Below are 24071 nucleotides of genomic sequence, written 5' to 3'. Positions count from 1 at the left end.
GCGATCACCGGCCACCCACCTCGGCATGTGCTGTTCCGGTCAGGACCCATGTCCGCTCGTTGCGCCACCTGCCCCACCAGCGTTCGACGGTGATCTCCGCGTCGGCGCGTTCGCTGTTGCGGCACACGTTCGTGCTGCCGTCCGGGTCCTGGTACTCGAGGGTCAAGGTCCGCTCCGGGGGTTGTGTGACCCGCACCCGGATGCGTCGCGTTCCGGACCTCCCACGCACGGTCCACTCCGGTGTTCCGATGTCGGCGCGGAACCTGCCGAGGCCGACCCAGCCGAACGCCGACCGCTCGGCACGCCGGGGCCAGGTCCGAGAGCCCTGGCGCAGCCGTAGGAACACCAAAGGCGGCAGCCGGCGCAGGACGGGCCGGGTGGACACCGCGGCAATGATCTCCAGCACCCCGCCGCCTTCGAGTTCGGCATGCAGCCAGGCCCAGCGGCGTGCGTTCCCGCGACCATAGATCCGGGCGGTCGCGCCGGGAGCACCGGCGAGTTGGACGGTGCCGCCGGGATAGGTGACGGTCCCCTCGTACGTGGAGCGCGCGGCCGGCAGCATGTGTGCCGCCGGGAGCACCTGCCGTCGCCACGACCACTGCGGAAAGGTGAACATCGCGCCGTCCACGGCACGTTCGCGTATCTCCCAGGCGAAGTCCCCCACCTGGCCGGCCAGTCGGCCTCCTCGTGCGACCACATCACGAGAGGTGAAACCGTCGGTGCTGCCCTGCCACGGCTCCGGTCCGAACCTGGCGTGTGACACGGGGCCTGTGGCCGGAAAGGCGGCTATCCAGCCGTGGACGTAGGCCGCGGAGCCGTCGGCAGGTGAGACGAGTTCGTGGTGCAGCCACAGCCCTGTACCGGTCGCGGGGTCGCTGACGGAGGTGTACCAGACCTCGGTGCGGCCCGGCTCGCCGGCCCAGCGCGGGGCGTGCGGGTGGGCGGGAGCCCCGGCCTTCGGGAAGCGGACGCTCCGCAGGAAGGGGAGCAGCCCCGTGGCGACCGGGAAGCGCAGGGTCCCGACGCCGGCCCGTGCACCGTCGTCCTCGTAGAGGGTGAAGGGCATGACGGCAATGGAACGCAGCGGCCGCAGTGCGGTGAGGGACTTCCAGCCGTCCAGGGAGAGCTGCCGGCCCGCAGCGGTGGTGAACTCGAGCAGGTAGCGGATGCGGCGGCGAGCGAGCGGGGATATCTCCAGCTCGCCCTCGGCGCCCTTGTCGTCCGCCCATCCCAGGATCCTCACCCGCCCGGACAGGGAGGCCCGGGTGGTGGCGGCCGGCCGTACCAGAGTGTCGGCCGTGACGGTCAGGTCCAGTCGCACCGGCCGGTCACGGTCCTCCCCGTCCAGTCGGACGGTACCGAGCAGCGTCTCGGTGAACGAGGTGCCGCGCGCCGTCATGCGAGGTCTTCCAGCATGATCCGTGCGGTGGCGGTGAGGTAGGCGTCGGCGGCCGCCCGCGCACCTTCGCGGTCCCCGGCAAGGACAGCCCCTACCAGAGGGGCCAGCCGATCGTGCGCCGCGGCCGGATCGGTGAAGGCGCCGGCCAAGGCCGATCGGACGGGCAGGTACGCGTTGAACAGCGTGTTGGTGAGCAGGACGTACACCCGGTTGCCGGTGGCTCGGGCCAGTGCTCGGTGCACCTCGGCGTCGGCGAGCTGCACGGCGTCCACATCCGCAGCCACCCGCACGGCATCGAGCAGATCGGCCAACGTGTCGCGGTCGCGCCCCGTGGCTCGGTCCGCGGCACGCTCGGCGATGAGCGTGCCGACTCCGCGCCGCACTTCGAAGACTTCCTCGATCCAGTCGGAGCTGTGACGTACGAGCATCGGCAGCAGATCCGCCCCGCCGAACCGGGCGTAGTCACGGACACGGGTCCCGACCCCGTGCCGGGTCTCCAGCAGGCCCGCCTGCAAGAGGCGGCCGAAAGCGTGCTTGAGGCTCGTGCGGGTGACTCCGTACCCGTCGGCGAGTTCCCGCTCAGGAGGCAGATAGCCGCCGACGGGGTGCTTCCCCGTGAGGATGTCCTCCCGGAGACGGCTCTCGAGAAGGTCGACGATGGTCTCGCGGGGCAGTGTGTTCATGGGCCTTCCCTGATGCGATCCGTCAGTGGCTGAGTGGATGAGTGGATGAGTGGATGAGCCACATCACCACGCAGGACAGGCGCATGTCAATGAATCCGCACGCTGCGGTGGCAACGCCTCGTGTCATCGTGGCGCGTCGGCACCCGCTTCCGTAGCGGACGAGCGGCTGGAGTACGCGGCGCGGACGAGCCAGGCAGTGCCGGAAGTTGCCACCGCCCTGCTCGCGGACGCGGTCGTGGACGGTCGAAGAACGCGTCAGTCGGCCCGAAGGCCGACCGCGAGCGTCAGTTCGAGGACCCGGTGCGGCGACCCGAGATCCGGAAACAGCTCCCGCAGTTGCGACATCCGGTACCGGACGGTCTGGGGATGGACGAACAACGCCGCCGCCATGTCGTTCCGCCTGCCCTGGTGCAGCAGCCACGCCCGCAACGTCTCCTCAAGCCGCCGCGCGGCCGCGGCAGACAAGGTCCGCAACGGTGCGAGGGCTCGGGCACGCAAGTCTGCGAACGCGTCCGGATCGGCGCTCAGTACCAGCTCGGGCAGGTGGTCTTCGGTGTCGCGGATATCGCAGGAGAGGGAACGGGCGCGTACGGCGCGTGCGTGCGAGGCGGACGCACGCGTCCACGGCCGGGCCGGGCCGACCACGGCGGTGCGGTCAGGCAGCTGCCTCAGGAGATGTGCTCGGTCGGCATCGGGGACGAGCAGCACGCCGGAGCCGTCCGGCAGATCGTCGAGGACGAGGGTGCCCGGGTCGAGCGCGCGGTAGGCCGGCCGGGCCTGGGCGGCGGGCAGCAGGACCGCCGTCAGCGACACCGGCGGCTGCCACGCGGCCCGCCCGGCAGCGGCAAGGAGCACGTCCGGGCTCGCGCCGGAGAGGAGGTCGCGGGCCAGTTGTTCCAGGTGGCGCTCGTGAGCCCGGCCCCGGGCGGCCAGTTCGTCGGCGTGGCCCGCGGCGCTCGCGGCGGAGAGCTCGTCGATGTAGGCGAAGGTCAGCTCGGCGAACTTGGCGACCTCGGCGGCGGGCAGCCCTGCGGGTACGGCACCTGCGGCCAGGCCTCGCCAGGCCACGCGGGCGCCGACCCGGTAGGCGCTGAGCAGGGCGTCCATCGAACGGCCGTCGCGGACCTCGCCGCGGCCCAGCTCGTAGGCCGCGTCGCCGGCGTCGCCGCCCGTGGCCTTCCCGCTCGCGAGGTCCAGGTAGAGGCCCAGCGCGGTGCGGACGGCTCGGCGGATGGTGACGCCCATGCGGCCCGAAAGGGCGTTGGCGTAGGGCGGGACCTCGTCGATGATCGCCTGGACGACCTCGTCGGCGGTGGTCCTCAACGCGGCCCGAAGCGCGGTGACCGTCGTCTCATCCAGGACCAGTTCGCTGGCCCTCCGGACTGCGTAGCTCACGTTCTTGTTCCCTGCGAACAATCCACCCGATCAAATTCACATCTTACGGACAGGACTTTACCCCCTGAGCACACCAAGCTGGGGTCATGACGAGTGCAGCCCTCCGCAGGAGGGCGTGGAAGATGCTGGAGATGGTCACGACGCCGCTACTGCCGTCGGACTACCTCGACCTGGTCAGCCCGCTGCGTGCGGGCGCCGACCTGCGCGGGCGCATCGAGGCCGTGCACCCCGAGACGGGTGACGCCGCGACCATCGTGATCAGGCCGGGACGGGGCTGGCGCGGCCACACAGCAGGTCAGTACGTGCGGGTCGGGGTCGATGTCGACGGGGTGCGCCTGTGGCGTGCCTACTCGGTCACCTCGCCGACGGACCGCCAGGACGGCCGGATCACGATCACCGTGAAGGCGATCCCCGACGGCAAGGTCAGCAACCACCTGGTCCGCAGGGCGCAACCGGGCACGCTGATCCAGCTGGACCAGGCGACCGGCGACTTCGTGCTGCCGGAGGCCAAGCCCGCCAAGGTGCTCTACCTGACGGCCGGCAGCGGCATCACGCCGGTGATGGGCATGCTGCGCAGCGTCGAGCTCGACGACGTCGTCATGGTCCACTCCGCGCCACGGCCGCACGACGTGATCTTCCGCAGCGCTCTGCACGACCTGGTCGCGGACCGGAAGCTGCAGCTCACCGAGCTGCACACCGACACGGACGGCGTGCTCGACATCGCCCGTCTCGACGAACTCGTGCCCGACTGGGCCGAGCGCGAGACCTGGGCTTGCGGGCCCGCGGGCCTGCTCGACGCCGCCGAAGATCACTGGCGCGAGCACGGCGTCCAGGAGCGCCTGCACACCGAGCGCTTCCGCCCCGGCCTCGTCGTCGCCGGCGACGGTGGCGAGGTCACGTTCAGCACCACCGGCAGGACCGTCGACGCGGACGGCGCCACGCCGCTGCTGGACGTCGGCGAGGAGGCCGGCGTGCTCATGCCGTCGGGGTGCCGCATGGGCATCTGCTTCGGCTGCGTCACGCCGCTCAAGGCGGGCGCCGTACGCGACTTGCGCACCGGTGAGATCACCGAGGCCGAGCCCGGCGTCCTCATCCAGACCTGCGTGTCCGCCGCTGCGGGCCCCTGTGACATCGAACGGTAGGAGCACATTGACCGCCATCGACCCCACCGCCCACCTGACCGCGGAGCAGATCGAGGAACTCGGCCGCGAGCTGGACGCGATCCGCGAGGAGGTGATCGCCGGCCGGGGCGAGAAGGACGCCGCCTACATCCGCAAGGTCATCGCGGCGCAGCGCAAGCTCGAGCTGGTCAGCAGGGGCGTGCTGCTGTTCTCGATCTTCCCGCCCGCGTGGCTGATCGGCACCGCCGGTCTGTCCGTGGCGAAGATCATGGACAACATGGAGATCGGCCACAACATCCTGCACGGCCAGTGGGACTGGATGCGGGACCCGAAGATCCACTCCACCACCTGGGACTGGGACCACGTCTCGCCGGCCGAGCAGTGGAAGCACTCGCACAATGAGCTGCACCACACGTACACCAACGTGATCGGCAAGGACAACGACCTCGGCTACGGCATCATGCGCGTGGACGAAGACCAGAAGTGGCACCCGTTCCACCTCGGCCAGCCGCTGTGGAACTTCATCAACGCCTGCTTCTTCGAGTACGGCATCGCCGCCTACGACCTGGAACTCGGCAAGAACCTGCCCAAGCACCGCCGCAAGAACCCGGAGTTCCGCGCGCGAGCCAGGGCCGTGGGCCGCAAGATCCGCAAGCAGGTGCTCAAGGACTACGTGATCCACCCGCTGCTGTCGGGCCCGTCGTTCCTCCCGACGCTCGCCGCCACGTTCACGGCGAACCTGGTCCGCAACATCTGGACCCACTCGGTGATCATGTGCGGGCACTTCCCCGAGGGCGTGCAGGTCTTCGAGCGCCGGTCGATCAATGGTGAGACGCGCGGCCAGTGGTACCTGCGCCAGATGATGGGCTCGGCGAACATCAGCGGCAGCAAGGCCATGCATTTCATGACCGGCAACCTGTCGCACCAGATCGAACACCACCTGTTCCCCGACCTGCCGAGCAACCGGTACGCCGAGGTCGCGGTGAAGGTGCGCGCCCTGTTCGAGAAGTACGAGCTGGAGTACGTCACCGGCCCGCTGCCCAAGCAGGTGTTCTCCGCGTGGCACAAGGTCTTCCGGCTCTCGCTGCCGAACAGAAAGCCCCGGGTCAAGACGCCGGACCGCGAACGGGAACTCGTCGCGGCCTGATTCCCGTTGGATCAGACCTTTCGCCGTACCGGCGGTACCGCCGGTGCGGCCGGTTTCAGTGAGATCCAGCGCGGACCGTGAGCCGCCGCGACGGCAGACCGTACGACACGGGATCCGGGGCAGCCCGGTGTCCGCCTGCGCTACTACCTGGACGTGCGCCAGGAGCTGAGCTCACAGCCCCAGGCAAGCATGCCCGGCAAGATGTTGTAGTGCGCTGACCTGCCATGGTCGGACCAGTGGTCACGTGCGTACGCGCACTTGAAGAAGCACAGGTCAGGCGTCCTTCTTCACCGGCTCCAGAAGTGCCACGCACTCCACGTGGTGCGTCATCGAGAGCACGTACGAATCGGGTCGGCCAGCAAAGCAGCAGGTCAAAGGCCACATGGATTGCCATTCACAGCCCCTCGTGAGAGTCCGTGCGTCAAACGAGCGTCACTGGTCCTGGCGTCGGTCTCGGCACGTCGCATGTCTCACCAGCCGCACGTCCTACCCGAGGTCTGCCAGCAACGAGTCCAGAACAGCCTCCTCCTCTATACGCACACCGTGCTCAGCGAGGGCAGTCGCCAGATCCGGATCCCATGGCGACAGAGCCGACATCCCGGTCAGAGGCACGGGAGCAGAACCGGCAGCGGCTACCGCCGCACGGTATTCCTCGGCTGTGTAGCGCCATGGCTGCCACGGCACGTGCTGGTGCAGCGTCGTGGCGATGCGCAGGCCGCCCCAGTCGAAGTCGCCGTGGTAGCGGAATTCGGCACGGAGCTCGTGGAGGTGCGCCAGGAGGGCCAGGGCGGCAGCCGACGGCTGGCCCTGGAGGCAGACCAGCGGAAGGGCGTCCGGGCCGTAGGTGTCGGCCGCGGCCGACAGAACGGCGGGATTCTCACAGATGTGGACCACCGGCGGCGTGGTCCGGGCCGGATGGTGCGCGAGCTGGCGAAGGGTGAGTACGCACGGCTCCCCCATGTCGGCCATCCAGTCCAAAGCGGGGGTCCCTCGGAGGTTGAGGGTGAGGACTGTGGAGGAGACGTCGTCACGGAGAAGGCCGACGGAGGCCCAGGCTGCCCGCCGCCAGGCTGCGCCCGCCCCCTCCGGATGTCCGGTGAGGGCACGGATGCCGGAGAGGCAGAGCGTCGCCGGGGGTGTGCCGTCGTCCAGTGCGTGGGCGCTGCCCAGGACGTCCGCGGCGAACGCGGAGAGGGAGCGCGGCGGCTCGGCCGGCAGTTCCCGCAGGACGCGAGCCACCTGATCGAGCAGCGGCCGGGCGGCCTCAGGCGTACGGGCGAGGCGCCGCACAAGGCCGTCTTCGCGTACCCGGCCGGCCCATTCCGCGAGGGACGGAACCTCTCCGGCGAGCCCGGTGAGCGGAGCGTAGGCCTCCGCCCAGGCCTGGTCCTCACTCCGGCGGACCTCTTCGAGAGAGATGACGGGCCCGGTGAGCGTCGTCACGGCCGCCGTCAGGCCCCCGGGGCTGATACCCGATCTGACCAGTACGGCGTCCACGGCGTCGAGCCGGACCGTCAGTCCTCTGCCGCCACCCGGGGCCCGGCCCAGCAGCCGCTCGGCCGCGGCCCGTTCGGCCGGGCTCGCCGCGGCCAGGGAGACGGGCCCAGTGAGCGGCTGCCCACGCTCCAGCCGGCGGCGTACGCGCTCCAGCAGCCAGGCCAGATCGGGCCCGCCGAGGAGGCGACGCAGGCGGGCTTCGTCGACCGGAGGCCTGTTCACGTCCACAGGGGCTCCGGGTCCGGCGTGCGCACCGGGTCCTCGTGACGGGTACGAGCCGTGCCGTCCCATTCCCAGCGGGTGACCAGAACGGCGGCCACCTCGTCGACCCGGGACAGCTGGGCGATGGCGATGCCCGGTACCTGCGGATAGCAGGCCCATTCCCGTTCGCTGGTCATGACCACATCCAGGTCGAAGGCGTGCAGGAGGCCGAGGCACTTGGCGCGCGAGTCGTCGTCGACGCCCGCGAACGCCTCGTCCAGGGTGACGAGTCGTGGTGCGTACGGGCTGGCCGCGCTCGCGTAGTGCGAGGAGGCCGCGGCGAACAAGGGCACGGAGACCGCCAGGACGCGTTCGCCTCCGGACGCGGGACCGGTGGCAGGCACCCAGCGACCGTGCTGCTGCCGCTCGACGGCGAACTCGTGCCAGGAACGGTAGTCGAGCGCCGCCGTGAGGTGTTCCAGCCAGCTGCCGGCCGCGTCCTCGGTCTGCTGGCGGGCGATCTGCGTCTGCAGGAACTCCCCGACCGCGGCCCGGTCCTCGGGAGTCCAGGCGTCGGCGGTCTGGAGCAGTCGGCCACGGGCCTGGGCAAGGCCGGCAGGTGCCTTGCGGGAGGCCCGCCACACCAGGCGCAGGGTCATGCCGGTGGAGGTCGGACGGTCCTCCAGCTCGGCGTTCATGGCGAGGACTTGCCGTTCGGCGGTGGCGATCAGTTCCTGAAGGGTGCCCGCGACCTCGGTGATGAGGTGGGTTTCGAGGATTTCGCGTTCGTTCGCGGAGAGGATGCGGGTGAGTTCGCCGACCTCGACCGCCAGTGCCTCGGCGAGTTCGGGTACGGCGCGCTCGCGGCCCTGGTAGACGATGTCGACGATCATCCCCTCCTCGACCATCCGGGCCGAGGCGGTATGGCCGTGCCGGGACAGCGCGTCCTGCAAGGTTTTGAGCTCTTCGCTCAGACGCCGCTGTACGCGCTCCCAAGCACCGTCCGAGTCGTCCGTCGTCGACAGCTCCGCTTCGAGGGAACGGGCGAGGGCGATGGCCGGGGTGGCCGCCCAAGGACCGTCGGCGGCGTCCGGTACGGCGAGTTCGGGAAGTGCGACCGTGACCAGCCCGGTAGCCGTGAAGCGCTGGAGCGCGGCGACGGCCTCGGAGCGCGCGGCGGCAGCATCGGTGACAGCCTTCTCCAGCTGTACGATCCCGCCTTCGGCCCGGTTAGCCTGCCGTTCCGCCTCCGTGCGGCGGTCCTGGGACGACCGCTGATCGGCAGCGCAGCCGCGCAGGGCCTCCGCGGTCTCCGCCAGCCGCCGTTCCAGCTCGGCCACGGCCGCGCCCACGGTCGAGCGCAGCGTGGTGAGCCGCTCGTCCGCGGCTGTCGCCTCGCGGGCGGCCTCCTCCGCGCGCAGAGCGAGTTCGGCGGTGCGCTCCCCCGCCCGGCCGGTTTCCTCACGCTCCTCCTGTGCCTGCCGTGCCGCTTCGGCTCGTTCGCGCAGGGCGGGCCAGAGTGCGGCCAGGACGGCCGCGAGTTCGACGAGGGCCTGCCGTACGACGGCCAGCGCCGGCCGGTCCGGGGGCAGCCCCAGATCGGCGGCGGCCTCCTGTAGCTCGGCGCTCGCCAGCTCCGACCGCTCGGCTGCGGCCAGCGCGTCGGCGGCCCGTCCCTCACGACGGGACCTGGCCCGGCGCGCGGTGTCGGCGGCAGCCGCCGCGCGGGCGTGCGCCCGGGTCAGCGGCCCGTCGTCGGGCACCGTGGCCAGTTCGGCGCCGAGCGTACGGCGCCGGGTCTCCAGAGCCTGCGCGTGCCCGGCCTCGGCTGCCGCCTCCCCCTGGATAAGGGACAGTTCGGCGCGCAGGGTGGTGATACGGCTGCGCCGCGCGGCTTCCCGGGCGCCCTCGCCGATGTACTCGGCCGCAGGCTTGGCCCACCGGCCGATGAGGACGCCTGCGCGGTAGCGTCCGTCCGGAGCGGCCCACGTGCCCGCCGTCGGCTCGGTGCCCCCTGACTCGGCGCCCGCCTCCGCGTTCCCGGCAACCTCGCCCAGGCCGATCGCCGAGAGCAGGCGGCCCACGGTCTCCTCACCCACGTGGGCCGCCTGGGCATCGCCGTGGTCGACGGCCGGGCGCAGCACGTCAGCGAGCGATGGCCCGTCGACCGGCCCCGTCCGCGCGTCGAGGAGTACGTCGTGACCGTCCGCCGCCAGGGCCGCGCCGTCGGGGCGCACCCACGCGTCCAGCAGCCCGGCCGCTTCCAGGGCCGCCTCCAGGCCGGCGCGCTCCCGGTCCGCGACCTCGTCCCGGAAGTCGACCAGCCGCCACAGCGGGGCGCCCGGCGCCTGATCGCGCAGACCGGGGTTCCGGGTGTACGGGGCCTGCGGTCCACGGCGGCCGCCGGCCTCCAGCTCGGCGAGCTCCTGCTCCGCGTCTCGGGCACGGGCCGCCAGGGCTGCCCTGCGCTGCGCTGATTGCGCCGCCTGGTCGGCGAGTACCGCTGCCGTGGCGCTGTGTGCGTCCGATCCGTGCCGACGTGCCGGGTAGGGCCCGTCCTGGTGCCGGGTCCACTCCTGGAGCTCGTCCAACAGTCCGACCGGGTCGGCGTACGCGAGCTCCTCGCACCGGCCCGCGTGCTCGCGTACGGCGTCCACCAGGGCCCGACTCGCGGCCGTCACGGTCTCGTCGGCCGCGCCCTGTTCCTCGGCGGCGTGCGCCAGGTCGGTTTCCGTCTCGTCGAGCCGCAGTGCGGCGGCCCGGCGCTCGGCCGCCGCCGCCTCGGAGCGGTCCGCGAGCTCCTCGACGTGCGCGAGGGCGCGGTGTCGGCGGTCGGTCGCCTCGGACACAGCGGCGCGCAGTTCGGCCGGCGTCAGCCCCTCGTCCCCGGGCAGGTCCAGCCGGGCCGCCTCGGCGGTCTCCCGCGCGAGGCGAAGTGTGTCCTCGACTCGGTGCCCGGCGACTTGGAACCGGTTCTCCGCTGCCGCGAGGCGTCCGAGCGCCCGTGTGTGCAGCAGCGCGGCGTCCTCGCGGTCGGCGCGTGCGCGTGCGCTGTCCTGCCCGCACCGTTCCAACGCCTTCGCGGCCCGCTCCAGTTCATGAGCGCTGCGCATTTCCGGGCCCTCACGCAGGGCCGCGTCGACGGCCTGCAGTCGGGCCTGCGTCTCGGTGAGCGCGGCGATCCGCTCATCGGCTGCCGCACGCTCCTCCTCGGCCGCGGCCTTCTCGGCCTGTGCCTCGGCGAGGTCGCGCAGCAGGTGCTCGTACTTCGAGTGCTCGCTGCGCGGGAGGCGTGCGCGGCGGCGGGAGGCGATGCGGGCGTAGCGCCGGTAGTGGTCGAGGAACGCGGAGGCCGCGCGCTCGGCCGCGCCGGCGGCCCGTAGCTCCTCCTTCTCCTCGTCCAGGGAGCGGAAGGCCTCGGCCACATCGGCGATGACGGCCTGGTCCATGGGCGGGAGCGCTTCGGTGAGGGCGCGGGAGAGGGCGGCTTCGTTGGGGCGTTTGGACAGTTGGGGCTGGCGCAGCTGGATGAGCAGGTCCACGAGGGCGCCGTAGCGCTGCTCCCCGAGCCCGAAGAGCGCCTCGTCGACGGCCCGGCGATAGGTCTTGGCCTGGTCGTAGACCATTCCGTGTCCCGCGACCGCCTCGATGAGCCGGTCGCGGGACAACACCGTGCCGGTGGTGTCGAGGAGGCTGAGCGACCCCTCCGACACCGCCCCGGCCGGTGCGTGGTCGATCCGCTGGGCGGTAACCGCCCACCAGTGGCGGGCGATGCCGCGCCCGCTGACGGCCTTGAGCCCGCAGAGGAGCGTACGGAACTGCTCCTCGCCGCTCACCTCGTCGCGGCGGCCGAACTCCACCCAGGTGTAGCCGAGCCGTTCGGAGTGGGGGTGCTCGCCGCCGAGCAGCAGATTCCACTCCATCCTCTTTCCGGCGTCTCCGTCGGGCTCCACCCGGCGCGCGCTCAGGTCCCCGTCGAGGAGGAAGGGCAGGGTCAGGGCGAGCACCTTCGACTTGCCGGTGCCGTTGTTCCCCCGGAGCAGCAGCCGCCCGTCGCGGAAGTGGAACTCCTCCACGTCGTAATGGAAAAGATCGACGAGACCGATCCGCAGGGGCTGCCAGCGGGTGCGCGAGGGGGCCGGGAGTACGGCACGGGGGGTCAACGCTGGTGGGCCTTTCGCTGCGCGGGCACCTGAGCGGTGCCGATTGTGCGGGGTTCGAGTACGACGGTCTCGCCGACCGCGTACCGGGCGAGCGCCGGGCGCGGCACCACCCCGTCAGGAGTACGGGAGACCAGGCCCAGGGCGGCGAGCCGACTGACGGCTTGCTCCACGAGCTCACCCTCGGCTCCCGGCTCGCGGGCCGACTTGGCCCAGAAGCCTCCGTGTTCGGCGGCCAGTCCGGCGACGCGGCGCTCAAGGTCTGCCGTGGAGACGACCATGCCTTCGGCCCTCGTGAGGAACTCGGCGAGCAGCAGGGTGACGTGACCGTGGGTGCCGGATTCCGGCATGCGGACGTCGGTGAGGTCGTCGTCGGGGTCGACCATGGCGATGCCTTCGGCCCTGACCTCGGCCACCAGGCCCGTCAGTTCGGTGATGCGTGCGGTGAGGAAACCGCGCTGGCGGGTGAGGTAGCCCAGCTCGGCGTCGGTCAGTTCGTCGTAGTAGAGCACGGGGTCGTCCAGCAGTCGGCGGGTCAGCGAGCGGCGCATCGCCCGGAACCGGAGTTCGTCACTGTCGAGGGCCGTTTCGGCGGTGAGCCCGACGAGCCGCTCGTCCAGGGTGGCGGCCCGGATGGTGGACGGGCCGCGTCGGGTCGCGAGCAGCCCGGCGAGCACCCGCCGTTCGACGTCGTACAGGACGTCTCCGGCGCCGCTGACGTACGCCTCTTCGTCGCCGGCGACGCGCCGCAGTACTCCGAGGCTGAGCAGGAGGCGTACGACGGCGGCGAGGTCGAGGCGCTCGTCGCGGCGGTCCAGGGTGAACTGGATGCCCGTCGCGGCCAACTGCGGATCAGCGGCGTCGAGGACGACCTGGTCGGCGAGGCGACCGAGCGCGATCTGCGCCTCGCCTCGTTCGAGGGCGGCGAGGGCGAGGCAGAGCAGGACGTAGCGGCGGCGGGTGAAGGGAGCGGCGCTGCGCGTCGCCTCGCGGGCGGGGTGGGTGGCATCGGCGAGGTGGGCAGGGATCTTGCCCAGCCGGGCGGTCTCGGCGTCGACCTGGAGGGACCAGCCGGTGTTGCGGTCGAACCACTCGCGCAGGTCGGAGGCGTGCCGCCGGACGAGACGGAACTCGTCGGCGTACGCGCCGCCGGCGAGCAGCAGAGGCTGCTTCAACAGAGCGCGGGCGGCCTTGCGCAGTTCCGCGGCATGCTGCCCGTCCAGCACTTCGGCGAGCGGAGTACTCACAGTCCGTCGTCTCCTTCCGCCAGATCAATGATCTCGATGGTGTGGTCAGGGCCGCGGAAGACGCCGCCCGGCGTGCGGACCTCGGCCGCGGATCGATCGGCCAAGGCGGTGAGTCGGATCTCCATGGACCCGTCGTTGCTGGCGGCCACCGTGTGCGTCATACCGGGCCGCCAGGTGGCCAGGGCGTCCCCGAGGAGCTGGAGGAAAAGCCGGAAGCTGACGGGGTCGAGCTCGCCGAGCCCGGACAGGCGGGTGATGCCGTCGGTGACGAGCCGGGCCCGCGCGGCCGCGATCTCCGCGGCCTGCTTGACGGCCACCTCGGCGAGTCTGCGGCGCGCTTCCTGCCGGTCCTCCACCTTGCGGGGCTTGCCGCGCCGCTCGTAGCTGCCGGTACGGCGCAGCTGCGGGCTGATGCGCAGCGGCTCGGCGTCGGCCCATGGAGTGGACGCGGGCTCGGGCCGGGCGGCGCGGGCGGGCAGCGTCTCGGCGTCCACCGTGAGGTGCCGGGCCGGGTACAGCCCGAAGGCGGTGCGCCACAGCCGGTGCCGGGCGTCGTCGTCGGGGGCCTCGGCGAACCAGCGGGCGAGCGTACGGAAGTCGGCGGACCGGTCGGAACGCCCTGCCCGCCGCTCGTTCAGCGACCGTACGACGGCCAGCAGCTGGGGTACGGCCCCGAGCGCACGGCCGCGCAGCAGTCGGGCCTGCGATTCCCGGCCGTCCCGGCTGAGGAACCAGGCCGCCAGCCCGGCCCACCGGCCGGCCCACCGTTCGTACGCGGCCCGCTCGGCGTACGTGGCCTCCTGTGGCGTGGCGTCGGCGGCCTCGCGGGCGGCGGCGGCGCGCAGCAGCGCCTCGATGCTCCCGCCCTCCTCCAGCTCCAGGATCAGCCGGGCGATGCGTCCGCCGAGGGTGATCAGGTCCTGGATGAACCGCTCCAGGTACTGGATGAGCTGGTCCTTGTAGGCGAGGAAGACCTCCTCCCCCACGTCGTGGAGGTCGATGGTCCGCTGCAGGGACCCCATGAAGGCCCGGGCGTTGTCGGCCAGGGCCCCGAACCGGCTGGCGAGCCCGTCCAGCGCGAGGTGCGTCTTGGCCGGATCCGGCGCTTCCTCGGCCGCCAGCACGAGGAGGGCGCGGAGCTGGGTGACGATGTCGTGCAGCGCGACGGCCTGGAGCGCACCCCGTCGCCCGAGCGCCTCGTCGTAGGCGGACAGGGCCTCCTCGGCCGCCTCGCCCTCCTGGGTGAGCTGGTAGATGTACCGCTTGCGGTAGAAGTCTTCGACGGCGGTGACGCGGCCGGTGTCCGGGTCGGCCCGCAGATTCCCCCACTCGACCAGCTTGTCCAGTGCGCCGACGACACCCTCCAACTCGCCGGGCCGTACGGCGGCGGGCAGCGCGGCGTACACGTCCTCGGGCCGCAGATGCACGGCGAACCGCTCCTTGGCCATGAGGAAGGCGCGCATCACCGAGCGGTAGAGCAGCACGTTCGGGGCGGTGAGATGCACGAAGGGCCCGTACCCGTCCGGAGGGCCCTCCGGACGGGAAGAAGTCATATCCATCGCCTGCCATCCTCCCGGACCGTTCTCCGTGATCGGCAGGGACTTAAGTTCTTGACCGATTCGCACCGCTCTTGATCGCGCTTGCCCTGCCCTCGCGGCATCCGCAAGCCCGGGCGCTGCCCGCTTCGTCGCAGGTGCCCCGGATGTCGGCACCCACCGTTAGGATCTCCCGAGAGCTTTGTCTACCGCCGGATGGCCGAGCCAATCAGCTCTTCAGCACGCAGCGACGAAGCGGGGGCGGCACATGCGGGAAGGCCGGTGGACCACGGTCACCGAGTCCGAGTACGAGCACGAGCACCGCGGCCTGGAAACCATCCGCGAGAAGCTGCCGGACTCCGATCCCTGGCGAGCCTGGTCGAACTTCACCTTCACCGCGAACACCGGACACGTCCGCGAGATCGATCTCCTCGTCATCGCCCCCGGCGGCGTCTGCATGATCGAGCTGAAGAACTGGCACGGCTCCCTGACCAGCGAGAACGGCACCTGGGTCCAGACCGCGCCCAACGGTCGTCGCGTCCTGCACGGCAACCCGCTGCACCTCGTCAACAAGAAGGCCAAGGAGCTCGCCGGACTGCTCGGCCAGAACGGCAAGCGCGTCTGGGTCGCCGAAGCCGTCTGCTTCACGGACGACGGCCTGCGCATCCGACTGCCCGCCCATGACGAGAACGGCGTCTACACCGTCTCCGAACTGGTCGCGATGCTGCAGCAGCCCCCGCGTGACGAGCGCCGGCGCATCACCGCCGTCGACTCCCGCGAGATCAAGGCCGCCCTGGAGCGGGTCGGCGTCCGCCCCAGCGATGCCAAGTACAAGGTCGGCCCGTACGAGTTGAAACGGAAGGCCTTCGACTCCGGCGAGACGTGGGCCGACTACCTCGCCGAGCACACCGAGCTGCCCGAGGTCGCCCGCGTCCGCATCTACCTGCGCGAACGCGGTTCGGACACCTCGATCCGGCAGTCCGTGGAGAACGCCGCCCGGCGCGAGGCCGCGGTCCTGCGCCGCTTCCGGCACCCCGGCGTCGTCCAGCTGAAGCAGTACGACCCGTCCGGGCACTCCTCCGGCCCCGCCCTGATCTTCGACTACCACCCGCACACCCTGCGTCTGGACGAGTACCTCCTCCAGTACGGCGAGAAGCTCGACATCCTCGGCCGCATGGCGCTCGTCCGGCAGCTCGCCGAGACGATGCGGTCCGCGCACTCCAGCCGCATCCACCACCGGGCGCTGGCCGCCCGCTCCGTCCACGTGCTGCCACGCAACCGGGGCCGCGAGGGTCAGGCCGTCGGCGAGGACGCGGCCTGGCTCTCCCCGCACCTGCAGATCTCCGACTGGCAGATCGCCACCCAGCGCAGCGGCACGGGCGGCTCCGGGGAGGGGATGACCCGGTTCGCTCCGACCGCGCTGTCCGCGATGCACCTGGCGGAGGGCTCCGACCCCTACCTTGCGCCCGAACTGACCGCGCTCAACGCCGACCCGGTGTACCTCGACGTCTACGGCCTCGGCGTCCTCACCTACCTCCTCGTGACGGGCAAGGCACCGGCCGCGAGCCAGGCGGAGCTGCTCACGCGCCTCGAAGCCGGCGAGGGCCTGCGTCCCAGCTCGCTGGTGGACGGCCTCTCCGAGGACATCGACGACCTGGTCCAGGCAGCCACCGCCTACCGGCCCGGCCAGCGCCTCTCCAGCATCGACGAGTTCCTCGAGATGCTGGAACTGGTCGAGGACTCCCTCACGACCCCCGCCGCGCCCCTGGTACCGGAAGCCCCCGAGAAGGACCCGCTCGAAGCCGTCGCCGGCGACGTTCTGGGCGGCCGCTGGCAGGTCCGCCGCCGCCTGGGCACCGGCTCGACCAGCCGCGCCTACCTCGTGTACGACCAGGACCACGTGGCGCGCAAGACGCGCCCGCTCGCCGTCCTCAAGGTGGCGCTCTCCGACAGCCGGGGCGAGATCCTCGCCCACGAGGCCGCGGTCATGGGGCGCCTGCGCGCCGACTCCCGTGTCATCCGGCTCGTGGAGCCGGAGCCGCTGAAGATCGCCGACCGTACGGTCCTCGTGCTGGAGTACGTGGGCGACGAGCGGGAGGAGACCGGCGAGGGCGAGGAATCCGGAACCCCCCGTACCCGCCGCCGCGAGGAGACGGTCGCCCGCCAGCTGCGCGAGAGCGGCCGGCTCCAGATCGACCAGCTGGAGGCGTACGGCGACTACCTCTTCGGCGCCGTGGACTTCCTGGAGGGCGAGAGCGTCTGGCACCGCGACATCAAGCCGGACAACATCGCCATCCGCATCCGCCCGAACCGCACCCGCGAGCTCGTCCTCATCGACTTCTCCCTGGCCGGATACCCGGCGAAGGACTACGAGGCCGGCACCGAGGGCTACCTCGACCCGTTCATCGGGACGCTGACCCGGACCGCCTACGACTCGCACGCCGAGCGGTACGCGGTCGCGGTCACCCTGCACCAGATGGCCTCGGGCGAGCTGCCCAAGTGGGGCGACGGCTCGGTACTGCCCCGGATGACGGACCCGAAGAAGCACCCGCACCCCACCATCGCGAAGGACGCCTTCGAACCCGGGGTGCGCGACGGCCTGGTCGCCTTCTTCGAGAAGGCTCTCCACCGGGACGCCGCCCAGCGCTTCCCCGAGCTGAAGCCGATGCGGGACGCCTGGAAGAAGATCTTCCTGGACGCCACGCAGACCGTCCCGTCCAGCCACCGCTCCCGCCACCCGGAGCCCTCCGAGACTCCGTCCGTCGACGCCGGCCAGGCCACCATCGCGGACGCCGAGCCGCTCACCGCGGAGCAGCAGCGCGAGCAGCTGGCGGCGGAGGTCACCCGCGACACCCACCTGTCGGCCGCCGGCCTCACCCCTGCCGCCGAGGCGTTCTTGTACGGGCTGGGCGTCACGACGGTCGGGGAGCTCCTCGACTACAGCCGCCGCAAGCTCCTCAATGCACCCGGCCTCGGCGCGAAGACCCGCAGCGAGGTCCAGCGTCGCCAGCGCGAGTGGGGCGACCGGCTACGCGAGACCCCGATCTCGCCGCTCACCCCGAGGGGCCGGGCCGAGGCCAAGGAGGAACTGGCCCAGCTGTCCGCCACCGAGTCGGCGCTGCTCGGCACCCTGGCCAGCAGAGACTCCGCCGGGGGCCTCACCGGCTCCGCGCTGCGCGCGGTCAGCCTGGACACGCTGGCCACGATCTTCGTACCGGAGCTCAACAACAACCGCTCGAACCACAACAAGGTCGAGACGGTACGCCTGCTCCTGCGTCTTCCCGACGCGCAGGGCGAACTCCCGGACATCGGGGTCTGGCCCAAGCAGAAGGACGTCGCGGACGCGCTCGGCCTGTCGGCCGGCCGAATCCCGCAGCTCCTGAAGGAGGAGCGCAAGCGCTGGAAGAAGCACCCGGCGGTGCAGGCGCTCCGGGCCGAGATCATGGATCTCCTCTCCGACCTGGGCCGGGTCGCCTCCGCCGCCGAGATCGCCGACGCCCTCGCCGTGCGGCGCGGTACGCAGCTGTCCGAGCGCGAGCAGCGGCGCGCGCTGGCGCTGGCCGCCGTACGGGCCGTGGTGGAGGTGGAACAACTGGAGCCTGAGGAAGCCGAGTTCCAGCACCAGCCCAACCGTAAGGCCACCGAGGAGGCCCTGGGTGCGGGCCTGCTCGCCTTGGACGTCCGCGAGGACGACGCCCCGGACACCCCGACGGCGCCGGGCCTGCTCGACTACGCGACCCGTCTGGGGAAGACGGCCGACCGCCTGGCCAAGCTCGAAACCCTGCCGACGGCGACCACGGTACTGACCGAGCTCGGCTCCCTCACCCCGCCGCCCGGCTCGGTGGAGTGGGACGAACGCCGCCTGGTGGAGCTGGCAGCCGCCGCTTCCCTCAACGCGGCGGCGACGCCCCGCCTGGAGATCTACCGGCGCGACCTGTCGCTCGTACGCGCCCTGCGGCTGACCCAGGCCGGTCTGGTCCGGCTCATCCCCGGCGTACCGGAGGCCCGCCAGCCGGGCGTGACGGGCGAGGACGTCCACGAGCGCGTCCGGGCCCGCTTCCCCGAGCTGGTCCTTCCTGACTCTCGTGGCGGCTTCTCCCACGACCTCCCGACGGCCGGCCCGCTGACGAAGGCCCTGCGGGACGCGGGCTTCGACCTGACCCTGTCCACGCGCGAGGACACCAAGACCCTGCGCTACCTGCCCACGCGGATGGACAGCACGTCCAGCTACCTGACCACGGGTGCGTGGCGGGCCACGGACGTGGGTGCGGTGACGCGCTACGCGGACGACCCCGCGCTGGCGGGTGCGGTCCGCGCGCAGGAACGCCTGGCCGCCTCGGCCCGCCGCGACGGCTACCGCGTCCTGACCGTGCACCACCACCGGCCGGAGGAGGCGGTACGGGCGTTGGGCGCGGCCCCCATCTCCGCCCAGGCCGTCTCGGTGACGGCCCTCTTCCTGGAGGCGATGCACGCGCTGGCTTCGGAGGGCTCGAAGCCGACGTGGGAGACGCTACTGAAGGCGGACGTGGCGGAGGCGGGCTCGCGGGGCGCGGTGAAGTTCGCGGAGTACGCGCGGACGGCGTGGGGCGCGGTGGAGCCACAGGTCCGCAGCCTGCTGGACCGCGCCACCGGCTCGGGCCCGGTCCTCCTGACGGAGGCCGCGGTCTTCGCCCGCTACGACGCGATGGGCGTCCTGGACCGCCTGGCGGAGGCGGCCCGTCAGGGCGGTCGCGGCCTGTGGTTGCTGGTACCGCAGGGCGACCCGTCCAGGGAGCCGAAGCTGAGCCAGGTCGCGGTGGCTTACCAGGCGGGCCTGGGTGAGTGGATCGAACTTCCGGACTCGTGGGTCAAGGACGCGAGTACGAGCAGGACAGCAGTGACGGACGGAACCGAGGGAGACCCCAAGTGATCGACCGCAAGGACCTGTTGAACGACCTGAAGCAGCAGGTCAAATCGGTCGAGACGGACCTCGGCAAGCAGGTCAAAGCCGTCACCGAGGTGGGCACCCGCCTGCGCGCCGAGTACGACCAGGCCCGCAAGCTGGGGCGTACGGCGGCGACGTGGAACTCCTGGCTGGATGAGCGGATCACCCAGGTCGCGGTGGCCTGGGTCCTGGGCACGGTTTTCGTCCGCTTCTGCGAGGACAACGAACTGATCCCTGAGCCGTACCTGACGGCGCCGGGCCCGGACCGTCGCGACTTGGCCCTGGCCCGGTACGAGGAGTATGTGGCGAAGGACGCCGACCCGACCTTCCGTGGCTGGCTGGAGCGCGCGTTCGCGGACCTGGGCGCCGGCCAGGCGGGCCGGCTGCTGTTCGACCGCAAGCACAACCCGCTGTTCCAGATCCCGCTGTCGCACGACGGGGCGCGGGAACTGATCGCGTTCTGGCGCGAGCGAGATGAAGCGGGTGCGCTGGTCCACGACTTCACGGACAAGCTGAACGAGGACGGCACGGAGGGCTGGGACACCCGCTTCCTGGGCGACCTCTACCAGGACCTCAGCGAGGCGGCCCGGAAGACCTACGCTCTCCTCCAGACACCGGAGTTCGTGGAGGAGTTCATCCTCGACCGGACCATGGACCCGGCAGTCCGGGAGTTCGGCTACGAGGGCCTGAAGATGATCGACCCGACGTGCGGGTCGGGGCACTTTGTGTTGGGTGCGTTCCGGCGGCTGGTTCGACTGTGGGGCGAGGGGCAGCCGGGCAAGGACGTGCACGAGCGCGTTCGGGCTGCGCTGGATTCGGTACATGGGGTGGACCTGAACCCGTTCGCGGTGGCCATTGCCCGGTTCCGTTTGCTGGTTGCGGCTATGGCGGCGAGTGGCGTGCGAACAATGGCAGAGGGGGGGAGGTACGAGTGGCCAATCCACCTGGCAGTCGGCGACTCGCTGCTCAAGGCTCGTCAGCTGGCGCTAACCCTGGGCGGGGAGGAGGACGGCGGGGACGACCCGCTGGCGTCCTTCGCTTACGCAACGGAGGACGTGCACGAGCACCCTGGGATTCTGCAGCAGGGGCGGTATCACGTGGTGGTAGGCAATCCGCCGTACATCACCGTGAAGGACAAGAATCTCAATGCATTGTATCGGGAGTTGTACGACTCTTGTTTTCGCGAGTACGCACTGTCCGTCCCATTTGCGCAGCGGTTCTTCGAGCTGGCTAAGCGCGGCGACGCCGAGGGGCACGGATACGGGATGATCGGACAGATCACCGCCAACTCGTTCATGAAGCGCGAGTTTGGCAAGAAGCTCATCGAGAGCTACTTCCGCGACCGGGTAGAACTGACCGAGGTCATCGACTCCTCCGGCGCCTACATTCCGGGGCACGGGACACCGACCGTAATTCTCATCGGCCGCAGACGCGAAGGCAATAGCCGCTCAGTGACACTGCGTACGGTGCGCGGCGTTCAGGGAGAACCAGCCACACCAGAGAGTCCCAGCAACGGCTTGGTCTGGCAAGCAATCCGCAATCAAGTCGACGGCGGAGAGTCTGACAGCGACTGGGTGAGCGTCATTGACATGCCTCGCGCTCATATGTCCACTCACCCCTGGAGCCTCGCGGGTGGTGCGGCTGTAGACACCATGCAGAAACTGGGAGAATCGGAGCGCAAGCTCAGGAGCGTCGTAGAAGAAGTCGGGTTGTCCGTGGTGACGGGAGAGGACTCCGCCTTCGGCCTTGCCCCTACTAAATCTAACACTCAAAAGAGCATCCCGGTCACATCGGTGGTCGACGGACAGAACGTACGCGACTGGGATCTACAGGAGCCTGGGTGGCTGGCGAATCCTTACGCGGAAGACTTCAGCCTCCGTGCAGACTCAGAAAACCAGGCACTCCTGAGGTTCCTATGGCCAATCCGGCGCACTCTGGAAACGAGGAAGAAGTTCAGCATCACGCTACTAGAGCGCGGGATTCCTTGGATCGAGTGGCGCGAGGTCTACCGCTCCAAGCTCTCTGCCGACAGCTTGATTATTTTTCCTCTCGTGGCGACACATAATCACTTCTACTTTCAGCGCAATGTGGTGCCCACCAAGCACTCGGCCACTGTGATCAAGCTGAGACAAGGGGCAAGCGATGCGGAACACCTGCAGCTAGTTGGACTACTCAACAGCTCTACCGCTGGGTTCTGGCTCAAGATGGTCAGCCACAACAAGGGCAGCACGGTGGATTCGAAGGGTGCCCGCCAGACAACGATCCCGTTCGAAGACTTCTACGAGTTCACTGGAACCAAGATCCAAGAGTTCCCTCTCCCCGCCTCCTACCCCACTGCCTTCGCCGCGGCTATCGACGGTTTCGCTCACAAACTGGCCAGTACCAGCCCCGCCACGCTCATGGTGCAGGCCACTCCTACCGCCACCACCCTCCGCGAGGCGCGTGCCGTTTGGCACTACAACCGTGCCCGCATGATCGCGCTCCAGGAGGAACTGGACTGGCAGGTCTACTCCCTCTACGGCCTCTACCTCGAAGATCTTCGTGTTTCCGAGGTCCCCGACTCATCTGAAGTTCCGGAACTCGCCCTCGGTGAGCGAGCCTTTGAGATCGTGCTGGCCCGCCGGGTCGCCGCCGGTGAGGCTAGCGGCGAGTGGTTCAAGCGGCATGGGTCCACCCCAATCACCGAGATCCCCGGCCATTGGCCCGCCTCGTACCGCGAGGTCGTCCAGAAGCGGATCGACGCTATCGAGTCGAGCCGCGCCATCGGCATGGTCGAGCGGCCCGAGTACAAACGGCGGTGGGCCACCGAGGGGTGGGACGCGCTTCAGGAGAGGGCGCTTCGGTCCTGGCTGCTCGACCGGATCGAGAACCGGGACCACTGGTTCGACGAGAACGATACGCCCGCCCTCGTCAGCCTCTCCCGGCTCACCGACGCCCTCTCCCGTGACGAGGACTTCGTCTCCGTCGCCAAGATTTACGCGCCCCGCAAGGAACTGCCCGCCATCGTCGCCGAGCTGATGACCGACGAGCACGTACCCTGCCTCCCCGCCCTGCGCTACAAGCCCTCCGGGCTGAAGAAGCGCGAGGACTGGGAGAACGTCTGGGGCCTCCAGCGGCAGGAGGACGCTGCCCCGGACGAGCTGGCCAAGCGGAAAATCCGGGACACGATCCCCGTACCGCCGAAGTACACCTCGGCGGACTTCCTTCGGCCCTCCTACTGGAAGGCGCGCGGCAAGCTCGACGTGCCCAAGGAGCGGTTCATCTCGTATGGGCAGACCAACACCCCCACGCCCGAGCTCTACGGCTGGGCCGGCTGGGACCACCGGGAGCAGGCGTACGCCCTCGACGCGTACATCGCCTCCCACGAGGCGCTGACCTCCGAGGAACTGACCCCGTTCCTTGCCGGGCTGCTGGAACTCCAGCCCTGGCTTGAGCAGTGGCACGACGAGTTCGACGCGAACTTCGGTGCTTCGCCAGCCGCGTTCTTCCGGGGCGACCGGCAAATGGTGCAGGGCGAGCACGGCCTGACCGACGACGACCTGCGCGCCTGGCGCCCGGCCGCCGCGACCCGAGGTCGACGCACCACCAAGAAGTAGGGCCACCCACACCGCCGACGGCCTCCGAGAACCCAAGTGCTCTCGGAGGCCGTCCGGCCTTGGTCGTTCCTCAGCGGGGCAGTTGGTGGTCCTTGACGGCGGTGACGAAGGCCGACCAGCCGCCCGCCGGGAACACGAGCACCGGACCGTGCGGGTCCTTGCTGTCCCGCACGGGGACGACCGCAGCAAAGTCGTTGGAGACCTCGACGCATTCTCCGCCGTCCGAATTGCTGTGAGAACTCTTGCGCCAGGTCGCGGCGCTCAGGTCGATGGGTCGCACGGTACTTCCTCCAACATGCGCAGGATGAACTTCCGTGACTCGGCCGGGGAGAGTGCCAGGTCACGCACCGCATCGTAGGCACGTTGCAGCCGCTCAACCGGCCCGTTCTCCTCGATGAGTTCACCTCGGTAGGCGTTCTCCGTATAGGCCACGGTACGCCCGTCACTCAGCCGCAGGAACATCACGGCAGTACTGTCCAAGCCGCACGGACCGGCGCTGAATGGCAGGACGTGCAGGATCACGTTCGGTCGCTCGGCCACCTCGGCCAACCACTCCAACTGCTCACTCCATGCCTGCCTAAACCGCAGCACCGTCCTCAGCACCGCCTCCGACAGGATCGTCCGGAACGGCGGCGCCTCCTCCCCCTCCAGCAAGTCCCGACGTCCCATCCGTGCTTCGACCTGCTGCTCCAGCTCGTCCCCGCGCAGCCCACCGGCAGCCAGTACTTCGCGCGCGTATCCGGGAGTCTGAAGCAACCCCGGCAACACACTCACCGCAAAGTGCCACAGGCTCACCGCCTCGGCCTCCAGCGTCATGTACCGCCGGTACCGCTCCTTGAACTGCGTCTTGTCCCCGCGCGCCAACTCCCACAACACGAGCACCATCCCCGACGTCCCGTAGTGCTGGTCCAGCGCCTGGACCACCTCCGGCCCGCCCAAGGTCTCGCCCTTCTCCATCTTCCCGAAGAGCGACCAGTCCCACCCCAGGCGCTCCCCCAGCTGCCGCAGGCTCGCCCCGCTCCCCATCCTCAGCAGCCGCAACTCCTCCGCGAACCTCTGCCGCGGCTCCTGGCTCCGACCCGTCACCACCCGACGTGGCGGCATCGCGGCTCCTCCCCTGATCTCCGTGGAAGGTGTGGAACTACCGCTGCGGGCCGGGGAACCAC

Annotated in this window: 13 protein-coding genes and 1 pseudogene; 5 read left to right on the top strand and 9 right to left on the bottom strand. The window is 70.5% G+C overall.

Features of this window, described 5'->3' with window-relative positions; translation table 11 throughout:
• Positions 1 to 4 precede the first annotated feature (4 nt).
• The 3 genes from ACFZBD_RS21350 to ACFZBD_RS21340 all read right to left on the bottom strand — a co-directional run bounded on the left by ACFZBD_RS21350 (position 5) and on the right by ACFZBD_RS21340 (position 3477).
• Entirely contained in the window at positions 5 to 1399 is a 1395-nt protein-coding gene (locus ACFZBD_RS21350; protein ID WP_391141582.1) for a hypothetical protein, read from the bottom strand.
• Positions 1396 to 2082, bottom strand: a complete 687-nt coding sequence (locus ACFZBD_RS21345) for an FCD domain-containing protein (protein WP_391141579.1) — start codon at positions 2080 to 2082, stop codon at positions 1396 to 1398. Before ACFZBD_RS21345 ends, ACFZBD_RS21350 begins: the two co-directional genes overlap by 4 nt.
• A gap of 255 nt (positions 2083 to 2337) precedes the next feature.
• The gene (locus tag ACFZBD_RS21340; RefSeq protein WP_391141576.1) at positions 2338 to 3477 is read right to left on the bottom strand and encodes a helix-turn-helix domain-containing protein; all 1140 of its coding nucleotides are present in this window, start codon (positions 3475 to 3477) and stop codon (positions 2338 to 2340) included.
• An 86-nt stretch (positions 3478 to 3563) separates the two neighbouring features.
• Between ACFZBD_RS21340 and ACFZBD_RS21335 the strand changes: the two genes are divergently transcribed.
• The 3 genes and pseudogenes from ACFZBD_RS21335 to ACFZBD_RS21325 form a co-directional block, all read left to right on the top strand.
• The gene (locus ACFZBD_RS21335) at positions 3564 to 4619 is read left to right on the top strand and encodes an FAD-binding oxidoreductase (protein WP_391141573.1); all 1056 of its coding nucleotides are present in this window, start codon (positions 3564 to 3566) and stop codon (positions 4617 to 4619) included.
• 7 nt (positions 4620 to 4626) lie between these two features.
• On the top strand, positions 4627 to 5745 hold the full coding sequence (locus ACFZBD_RS21330) for a fatty acid desaturase (RefSeq protein ID WP_391141571.1): 1119 nt from the start codon (positions 4627 to 4629) through the stop codon (positions 5743 to 5745).
• A 120-nt stretch (positions 5746 to 5865) separates the two neighbouring features.
• A pseudogene (locus ACFZBD_RS21325) lies at positions 5866 to 5955 on the top strand (hypothetical protein); the annotation flags it as partial.
• A gap of 276 nt (positions 5956 to 6231) precedes the next feature.
• Here the strand turns inward: ACFZBD_RS21325 and ACFZBD_RS21320 are convergent.
• Genes ACFZBD_RS21320 through ACFZBD_RS21305 form a run of 4 tightly spaced genes read right to left on the bottom strand, consistent with a single transcriptional unit; the run spans position 6232 to position 14409 of the window.
• Positions 6232 to 7464, bottom strand: coding sequence for a TIGR02679 family protein (locus ACFZBD_RS21320; RefSeq protein WP_391141568.1), 1233 nt, complete (start codon positions 7462 to 7464; stop codon positions 6232 to 6234).
• On the bottom strand, positions 7461 to 11606 hold the full coding sequence (locus tag ACFZBD_RS21315) for a TIGR02680 family protein (protein WP_391141566.1): 4146 nt from the start codon (positions 11604 to 11606) through the stop codon (positions 7461 to 7463). Before ACFZBD_RS21315 ends, ACFZBD_RS21320 begins: the two co-directional genes overlap by 4 nt.
• Positions 11603 to 12850, bottom strand: coding sequence for a TIGR02678 family protein (locus ACFZBD_RS21310; RefSeq protein ID WP_391141564.1), 1248 nt, complete (start codon positions 12848 to 12850; stop codon positions 11603 to 11605). The genes ACFZBD_RS21315 and ACFZBD_RS21310 overlap by 4 nt, the downstream gene beginning before the upstream one ends.
• Complete coding sequence (locus tag ACFZBD_RS21305; protein WP_391141561.1) at positions 12847 to 14409, bottom strand: TIGR02677 family protein; 1563 nt, start codon at positions 14407 to 14409, stop codon at positions 12847 to 12849. Before ACFZBD_RS21305 ends, ACFZBD_RS21310 begins: the two co-directional genes overlap by 4 nt.
• Before the next feature lie 244 nt (positions 14410 to 14653).
• On the opposite strand from ACFZBD_RS21305, the gene pglW reads away from it, so the two are divergent.
• Positions 14654 to 19294 (top strand): BREX system serine/threonine kinase PglW, encoded by a 4641-nt coding sequence (gene pglW, locus ACFZBD_RS21300; protein ID WP_391141558.1) that lies wholly within the window; start codon positions 14654 to 14656, stop codon positions 19292 to 19294.
• The gene (gene pglX / locus ACFZBD_RS21295; RefSeq protein ID WP_391141556.1) at positions 19291 to 22905 is read left to right on the top strand and encodes a BREX-2 system adenine-specific DNA-methyltransferase PglX; all 3615 of its coding nucleotides are present in this window, start codon (positions 19291 to 19293) and stop codon (positions 22903 to 22905) included. Before pglW ends, pglX begins: the two co-directional genes overlap by 4 nt.
• A gap of 70 nt (positions 22906 to 22975) precedes the next feature.
• On the opposite strand, the gene ACFZBD_RS21290 is transcribed toward pglX, so the two are convergent.
• Positions 22976 to 23185 carry a DUF397 domain-containing protein gene (locus tag ACFZBD_RS21290; protein WP_391141553.1) on the bottom strand — a complete coding sequence of 70 codons (210 nt, stop codon included), beginning with the start codon at positions 23183 to 23185 and terminating at the stop codon, positions 22976 to 22978.
• On the bottom strand, positions 23167 to 24009 hold the full coding sequence (locus tag ACFZBD_RS21285; RefSeq protein ID WP_391141550.1) for a Scr1 family TA system antitoxin-like transcriptional regulator: 843 nt from the start codon (positions 24007 to 24009) through the stop codon (positions 23167 to 23169). Before ACFZBD_RS21285 ends, ACFZBD_RS21290 begins: the two co-directional genes overlap by 19 nt.
• Positions 24010 to 24071 lie beyond the last annotated feature (62 nt).

The sequence above is a fragment of the Streptomyces sp. NPDC008121 genome, from assembly GCF_042957155.1.
Classification (GTDB): Bacteria; Actinomycetota; Actinomycetes; order Streptomycetales; family Streptomycetaceae; genus Streptomyces.
The sequence above is the reverse complement of the archived record's forward strand: the minus strand, read 5'-3'. Positions and strand labels throughout refer to the sequence as shown.